Below are 8,907 nucleotides of genomic sequence, written 5' to 3' on the forward strand. Positions count from 1 at the left end.
TCAACCGCGCCGAACTCACGGCAGAGCGCTTCATCGACGATCCATTGCGTCCAGGCGCAAAGCTGTACCGCACAGGCGACCTCGCGCGCCACTTGGCGGACGGCAACATCGAATACCTCGGTCGCAACGACGACCAGGTGAAAATCCGTGGCCTGCGCATCGAGCTGGGCGAGATCCAGGCCGGCCTGACCGCCATCGCAGGCATCAAGGAGGCGGTAGTGATCGCCCGCGATCAACGCCTGATCGCGTACTACACCGGCGAGCCGCAAACCGTCGAGACCCTGCGCACGGCACTGCTCGCGCACCTGCCGGAGTTCATGGTGCCGGCGCAGTTCATGCACCTTGACGCCTTGCCGCTGAGCCCCAACGGCAAGCTCGACCGCAAGGCGCTGCCGGCGCCCGACGCCATCCAGGATCGCCCCTACGAAGCGCCGCAGGGCGAAACCGAAACCCTGCTGGCCGGCATCTGGTGCGAGCTGCTGGACGTCGAGCGAGTAGGGCGCCACGACAACTTCTTCGAACTGGGCGGCCATTCACTGCTGGCGGTGACCCTCACCTCCCGCTTGCGCGAACTAGGCCTGGAAGCCGACGTCCGTGCACTGTTCGACCAACCGACCCTGGCCGGCTATGCAGCCATCACAGACAGAATGGAGATCGTCCTGTGAGTATCAACCAACTCTTGGAAACCCTTTCGGCCAATAACGTGCAACTGGCGCTCAAGGACGGCCAGCTGGTCGTCCAGGGCAACCGCCAGGCGCTGACCGACGCCACCCTGGTGGCACGCCTGCGCGAACACAAGCCGGCGCTGGTGGCGCTGATCGAAAGCGGTGAATACGTGGCCGTGAAACAGGGCGCGGTGCAAGTGCCGGGCAACCTGATCCCGCCTGATTGCACGCGGATCACGCCCGAGCTGGTCAACCTGATCGAACTGAACCAGGACACCCTCGACCGCCTGGTCGCCGACATTCCCGGTGGTGCTGCCAATGTTCACGATCTCTACCCGTTGGCGCCGCTGCAGCAGGGCATGCTGTTCCACCATGCCAGCGCCAGCGCGCACGACCCGTACGTGATGCAGGCGCGCTTCGTGTTTGCCAGCGAGGCGCGCCTGCAAGCGTTTGCCGAAGCCTTGCGTGGGGTGGTCGCCCGGCACGATATCTTGCGCACCTCGGTGCACTGGGTGGGACTGGAAACACCCCTGCAAGTGGTGTGGCGGCAAGCCGAACTGCAGGTGCTGGAGCTGCCTGCCGATGACCCGTCGCGTGCCCGGCTCGATTTGACCCAGGCGCCGTTGATGCGCCTGCTGCGCGAGGCGCCCGAGGCCGATGGCAGGCTCAGTGCCACCTTGCAGTTCCACCATATCGCCATGGACCACAGCGCCTTGGAGGTGGTGCGCCACGAGCTGATTGCCTTCCTCACAGGTGAAGACCAGTACCTGGGCACGCCGGTGCCGTTTCGCAACTACGTGGCGCAGGCCGTGCTGGGCATCGGCGAAGCGCAGCACGAGGCGTTCTTCCGCGAGATGCTCGGCGACATCGACGAAGCGACCTTGGCGTATGGCATCCAGGATGTGCAAGGTGGAGGTAACAGCCACAACGAACACCAGCTCGACCTGCCCCTGGAACTGTGCCAGCGCCTGCGCGTCCACGCCCGCAGCCTTGGCGTGAGCGTTGCCAGCGTGTTCCACCTGGCGTGGGGGCGGGTGTTGGGTGGCCTGACCGGGCGCGGGCAAGTGGTATTCGGTACGGTGCTGATGGGCCGCCTGCTGGGTGCCGAGGCCACCGACCGGGCGCTGGGGATCTTCATCAACACCTTGCCGCTGCGGGTCGACCTGGGCGGCAGCGACGTGCCCACGGCGATCCGCGCCACGCACCAGCGCCTGAGTGCGCTGATGCGTCATGAGCACGCGCCCCTGGCCTTGGCCCAGCGTTGCAGTGGCGTGGCGGCCCCGGCGCCGCTGTTCAATGCACTGCTCAATTATCGCCACAGTGCGGTGGGTACCGCCGCACCGCAGCGCGCGGCGCTGGCCGGCATCGATATCGTCGACTCCGCCGAGGCCACCAATTACCCGCTGACCTTGAGTGTCGACGACCTCGGCGAAGCCTTCCGCCTGACGCTGCTGGCCAGCACCGAGGTGCCCGTCGAACGTGTCTGCGCCTACGTGCAGCAAACGCTGGAAAGCCTGCTGCAGGCACCCGATGCTCAGGTGCTGGCGCTGCCGATGCTGCCAGACAGCGAACGCCATGGGCTGCTGGAAGGGTTCAATGCAAGCCCGACCCGCTTCGAGGCGACACTGACCCTGCATCAGCGCATCGAAAACCAGGCGCAAGCGCACCCGCACACGCTCGCCGCCAGCTGCGGCGAGCAGTCCTTGAGCTATGCCGAGCTCAACCGCCAGGCCAATGCGCTGGCGCACCGGCTGATCGCCCTGGGCGTGGGGCCCGATGACCGAGTGGCAGTGGTCGCCCGGCGCGGGCTGCAAACCTTGGTCGGGCTGCTCGCTGTGCTCAAGGCCGGCGCCGGCTATGTGCCCGTCGACCCTGCGCACCCGGACGAGCGGGTGCATTACCTGCTTGGCGACAGCGCCCCCGTGGCAGTGCTGACCCAGCAAGCGCTGCGCGCGCGCCTGGGGGCTGTCGAGGTGCCCGTGCTGCTGCTGGACCAGCCAGACTGGCCTGCCCAGGACAGCAACCCGGACGTGGCGCAACTGAGTGCCAGCCACCTGGCCTACGTCATCTACACCTCAGGCTCCACCGGCCAGCCCAAGGGGGTGATGGTCGAGCACTGCACCGTCAACAACCTGGTCGACTGGCACTGCCGAGCCTTTGACCTGTGCCACGGCCGCCACACCTCGTGCCTGGCCGGTTTCGGTTTCGATGCCATGGCCTGGGAAGTCTGGCCGGCATTGTGCGCGGGGGCCACGCTGCACCTGGCCCCGCCCGCCGAAGGCAATGAAGACCTCGACGCCATGCTCGCCTGGTGGCGCAGCCAGCCACTGGACGTGAGCTTCCTGCCCACGCCAGTGGCCGAATATGCCTTCAGCCAGCAGCTCGAACACCCGACCCTGCGCACCCTGCTGATCGGCGGCGACCGGCTGCGCCAGTTCAACCGTACCCAGCGCTTTGCCGTGGTCAACAACTACGGGCCGACCGAAACCACGGTGGTAGCCAGCTCCGGTGTGGTCGAAGCGGGTGGGGTGCTGCATATCGGCCGGCCGGTAGACAATGCCCGCTTGTACGTGCTCGACGAGCACCGTGAGCCGGTGGCACTGGGCGTGCCCGGTGAGCTTTACATCGGCGGCGCCGGTGTGGCCCGGGGTTACCTGAACCGCCCGGCGCTGACGGCTGAACGCTTCCTTGACGACCCCTTCAGCGCGGGTGGCCGCATGTACCGCAGCGGCGATCTGGTGCGCTGGCTGCCCGATGGCACCCTCGATTATCTGGGGCGCAACGATGACCAGGTGAAGATCCGCGGCGTGCGCATCGAGCTGGGCGAGGTCGAAAGCCGCCTGGCCAGCCTGCCGGGTATCAACGAGGCCGTGGTGCTGGCCCGTGAGGACCAACCCGGCCAGCCGCGCCTTGTGGCGTATTTCACGCCCCAGCCCGACGTCGAGGCGGCTACCCCCGAAAGCCTGCGCGCCCAGTTGCAGGCGCACCTGCCCGAATACATGGTGCCGGTGGCGTTTGTCGAACTGCAGGCCCTGCCGCTGACCGCCAACGGCAAGCTGGACCGCCGTGCCTTGCCCAGGCCCGAGCGCTCGGCGCTGTTCGAGCAAGGCTTTGATGCCCCCGAAGGTGAACTGGAGCAGGCCCTGGCGCAGATCTGGGCCGAGCTGCTGCAGGTCGAGCGGGTCGGGCGGCGTGACCACTTCTTCACCCTCGGCGGGCATTCGCTGCTGGCCATGCGCATGGTGTCGCAGGTGCGCCAACGCCTGGGCGTGGAACTGACCCTGGCCGAGCTGTTCGCCAATGCCGAACTGGCCGCGGTGGCACACGTGCTGGCGGGTGCCGGGCGCAGCGTGCTGCCCGCAATCGTGCCGGTGCCCCGCGAGCAGCCGCTGCCGATGTCGTTCGCCCAGCAGCGGCTGTGGTTCCTGGCACAGATGGAAGGCGGCAACCAGGCTTACAACGTGCCGTTGGCCCTGGGCCTGCGTGGGCCGCTGGATGACGACGCCCTGGAGTGCGCCCTGTTGCGCATCGTCGAGCGCCATGAAACCTTGCGCAGCCATTTCGTGCCACGCGACGACAGCGCCGAAGTGATCATCGGCACGACGGCAGGCGCAGGGTGGTTCCAGCGCGAGGACATTGGCCTGGACGCATTGCCCCGCACGCTGCGCGATGAAGCTGGAAGGCCTTTCGACCTGGCCCACGGGCCACTGTTGCGGGCGCGATTGCTGCGCCTGGATACCGAGCACCATGTGCTGGCATTGACCGTGCACCATATCGTTGCCGACGGCTGGTCGCTGGGGGTACTGACGCGTGAGCTGAGCGCGTTGTATCCGGCCCTGTGCCAAGGGCTGGAAGATCCGCTGCCAGCGCTGGCCATCCAGTATGGCGACTACGCGGTGTGGCAGCGGCGCTGGCTGGCCGGCGAGCAGCTGCAGCGCCAGGCCGATTACTGGCGCGAGGCGCTGGACGGCGCGCCGAGCCTGTTGAAGCTCCCGGCCGACCGGCCACGGCCCGAGCGCCAGGACTTCGCCGGGGCCAGCCTGGCATTGCAACTGGACCCATGCCTGGCTGCCGGCCTGCGCACCCTGGCCCAGCGCCATGGGGCGACCTTGTACATGACCGTGCTGGGCGCCTGGGCGGCCTTGCTGGCCAGGTTGTCCGGCCAGCACGAAGTGGTGATCGGCTGCCCGGTAGCTGGCCGTGGCCATGCCGAGCTCGAAGCGCTGGCAGGGTTGTTCGTCAATACCTTGGCCATACGCATCGACACCCGTTCGGCTGCTACGTGCGCGGCGCTGCTTGGGCAGGTCAAGGCGCGTGTGCTGGCGGCCCAGGCACACCAGGACCTGCCGTTCGAACAGGTGGTCGAGATCGTGCGGCCCGCGCGCAGCCTTGGCCATACGCCGCTGTTCCAGGCCACCTTGAACTGGCAGGCGACCCAGGGCGCTGCCTTGCAGCTGCAAGGGTTGCAGCTCGAAGCCGTGGCGCAGGCTGCGCAGGTAGCCAAGTTCGATCTGACCCTCAACCTGGGTGAACATGGCGATGTTGTGGCTGGCAGCTTGGATTACGCCACGGCGTTGTTCGACGAACCGACCGTGCGCCGCTACCTCGGCTACTTCGAAGCGTTGCTGAGGGCCATGGTCGGCAACGACCAGGTGGCGCTTGCAGAAGTTGACCTGATTGGCGATGAAGAACGCCAGACCCTGCTGCACAGCTTCAATGCGACCGCAGCCGATTACCCACGCGAATTGAGCGTGGCACGCCTGTTCGAACAGCGCGTAGCGCGCCATCCCCTGGCCCTGGCGGCCATGCATGGGCAGCAGGCTGCAAGCTATGGCGAACTCAACCTGCTGGCCAACCGCCTGGCCCACTACCTCATTGCCGAGGGCGTGGGCCCTGGGGCCTGCGTGGCGATCCTGCTGCCGCGCTCGCTGCCTTTGCTGGTGGCGCAACTGGCTGTGCTCAAGTGCGCGGCGGTGTATGTGCCGCTGGATATCCACGCGCCGCGCGAACGCCAGGCCTTCATGCTCGAAGATTGCCAGGCCGTGATGCTGCTGACACACGCCGCGGGCCAGGCGGACTTTGCTGTGCGCCGTGTGGACCTCGATACCCTGGCGCTCGACCCGCAAGCCGGGCATAACCCGGGCCTGGCACAAGATGCCGACAGCGCGGCCTATGTGATGTATACCTCGGGCACCACCGGCAAACCGAAGGGGGTGTGCGTGCCGCACCGGGGCATCGCCCGCCTGGTGCTGAACAATGGTTATGCCGACTTCAACGCCCAGGACCGCATCGCCTTTGCCTCCAACCCGGCGTTCGATGCCAGCACCATGGACGTCTGGGGCGCGCTGCTCAATGGCGGGCAGGTGCGGATAGTCGATCACCAGACCTTGGTCGACCCTCGGCGTTTCGCCAAGGCGCTGGTGGATGACGGCATCACCGTGCTGTTCCTGACCACCGCGCTGTTCAACCAGTACGTGCAGCTGATCCCCGAGGCACTGGCAGGCCTGCGCATCCTCATCAGCGGCGGCGAGCGTGCCGAGCCTGCGGCCTTCCGTGCCCTGCTGGAGCGGGCGCCGGGCCTGCGCCTGATCAATGGTTACGGGCCCACCGAAACCACTACGTTCGCCGTCGCTTGCACCGTGCACAAGCTGGCGTCGAACGCCACCCAGGTACCGATTGGCCAGCCCATCGGCAACACCCAGGTCTATGTGCTCGATGGCCACTGCCAGTTGGTGCCGCGCGGGGTGGTAGGTGAGTTGTACATCGGTGGTGATGGCGTGGCGCTGGGCTACCTCAACCACCCTGCGCTGAGTGCCGAACGCTTCATCGACGACCCGTTCAGCCAGCGGCCTGGGGCCAGGCTCTACCGCACCGGCGACCTGGTGCGCTGGCGGGCCGACGGCCAGCTGGAATGCCTGGGGCGCAACGACGACCAGGTGAAGATTCGCGGCTTTCGCATCGAGCTGGGCGAGGTCAGGCAACAGCTGGCACTGTGCCCGGGGATTGGCGAAGTGCAGGTCTGGGCAGTGGCGGACGGGCAGGGGCGTCTGCGCCTGGTCGCCTGGTTCACCCGTCACGATGCGACGCTCGACGCCAGCACCTTGCGCAACTTCCTGCGCGGGAGGCTGCCCGAGTACATGCTGCCGGGCGCCTATGTGGCACTCGAGCGGATGCCGCTGACCAACAATGGCAAGGTCGACCGCCAGGCGCTACCGCAACCCGGGCCGCAAGACGTTGCCGCAGCGGCCTACGAGGCGCCGCAAGGTGAGCGCGAAGCGGTCCTGGCTCAGCTTTGGGGCGAGCTGCTGCAACTGGAACCGGTCGGGCGCCAGGACCGCTTTTTCGAGCTGGGTGGCCATTCGTTGCTGGCCATGCGCATGCTGGCTCAGGTGCGTCAGCGCCTGGGGCTTGAGCTGGCGTTGGGCGAGTTGTTCGCCGATGACCGCCTGGCAGCGGTCGCGGCCAGCCTGGGCCACCCTGCCGAGCGTGCCTTGCCGGCGATTCAGGCGGGCCCGCGGCTGGGCAGCCTGCCGCTGTCATTTGCCCAGCAGCGGCTGTGGTTCCTGGCGCAGATGAGCGGGGGCAGCGCGGCCTATCACATCCCCCTCGGCCTGCACCTGCGCGGCGCGCTGGATGCACTGGCGCTGGAGCGCGCATTGCGGCGGCTGGTCGAACGTCACGAAAGCCTGCGCAGCCACTTTGTGGAACAGGATGGCGAGCCGCGCGTGGTGCTGGCAGCGGACGCGCGCGGTTTCCAGCTGGCCATGGAAGATGCGCGCGAGCTGGATGAGCAGGCGCTGGCGCAGCGGGCCGAACTGCAAGCCAGCGAGCCCTTCGCGTTGAGCCATGACCTGCCGATTCGTGGCTGCTTGCTGCAATGCGCTGAGGAACACCACATTCTGCTGCTGACCGTGCACCACCTGGTGGCCGACGGCTGGTCGCTGGGGGTGCTGGTGCGGGAGCTGGATGCGTTGTACCAGGCGTTCTGCCTTGATCGCGACGACCCGCTGCCGGCATTGCCGGTGCAGTATCTGGACTATGCACAGTGGCAGCGGCGCTGGCTGGGCAGTGAAGCCCTGCAGGGCCAGGCCGATTATTGGCGCAGCCGGCTGAGCGGTGCGCCGACGCTGGTCAGCCTGCCCTGGGACCGGCCACGGCCAGAGCGCCAGGACTATGCCGGTGACAGCATCGCAATCAGCCTGACGCCACGCCTGAGCGTGGCGCTCAAGGCCATGTGCCGAGTCCAGGGCGTGACCCCGTACATGCTGTTCATGGCGGCCTGGGCGGTGTTGCTGGCACGCCTGGCCGGCCAGGATGACGTGGTGATCGGCTCGCCATTGGCCAACCGCCGGCAGGCGGAGGTGGATGGCCTGATCGGCATGTTCGTCAACTCCATCGCCGTGCGCGTGGACACTTCGGGTGCGCCGGATGTGGGCACGCTGCTGGCGCGGGTCAAGGCTGCGGTGCTTGAGGCCCAGGCGCATCAGGACCTGCCGTTCGAGCAGGTGGTCGAGGCCGTGCGCCCGCAACGCAGCCTGGCGCATACGCCGTTGTACCAGGTGTCGCTGGACTGGGACGCAGCGCCCGAGCACCAGGCCCTGCAACTGGGCGCACTGGCAGTGACGCCCCTGGGAGGGCAGGCACGTGTCGCCAAGTTCGACCTGAGCTTGAGCATGGGCGAAGGTGCCGAGGGTTTCAGCGGCGGCATCGTGTTTGCCACCGCGCTGTTCGACCGGGCCACGGTCGAGCGTTATGTGGGCTATCTGGAGCAGCTGCTGTGGACCTTTGCCGAAGGCGAGCGCGCTGTTCCGGCTCGCACCGGGTTGCCGAATGCCGATGAGCGTAAGCGGCTGTTGTTGGACTTCAACGACACGGCGGTTGATTACGACCTTGAGCAGACCTTGCATGGCCTGATCGAGGCGCAGGTAATGCGCACGCCGGATGCGCTTGCCGTGCGCGCTGAAGAGGGTGAGCTGAGCTATCGCGAGCTCAACGAGCAGGCCAACCGTCTTGCGCATCACCTGATTGGCCTGGGCGTAAAACCGGATGATCGCGTGGCGATCTGCGTCGAACGCGGCCTGTCGATGGTGGTCGGGCTGCTGGCCATTCTCAAGGCCGGGGGGGCCTATGTGCCGGTCGATCCGGATTACCCGGCCGAGCGTGTGCGGCATATGCTGACCGACAGCGCGCCAGTGGCAGTGCTGGTGCATGCGGCGACTCGCCATGTGCCGGATGCCGGCCG

The 8,907-nt window shown here is 67.4% G+C and carries 2 protein-coding genes; both read left to right on the forward strand.

All coding sequences use genetic code 11. The features are described 5' to 3' along the window. A partial coding sequence (locus H040_RS27060; protein WP_146746761.1) for a phosphopantetheine-binding protein occupies window positions 1–665 on the forward strand: 665 nt, incomplete at its 5' end. Continuing rightward, window positions 662–8,907: non-ribosomal peptide synthetase (locus H040_RS27065; protein WP_146746762.1), on the forward strand; the 8,246-nt coding region annotated here is incomplete at its 3' end. The genes H040_RS27060 and H040_RS27065, both read left to right, overlap by 4 nt.

The sequence above is a fragment of the Pseudomonas sp. URMO17WK12:I7 genome (genome assembly GCF_003269045.1).
Classification (GTDB): Bacteria; Pseudomonadota; Gammaproteobacteria; order Pseudomonadales; family Pseudomonadaceae; genus Aquipseudomonas; species Aquipseudomonas putida_J.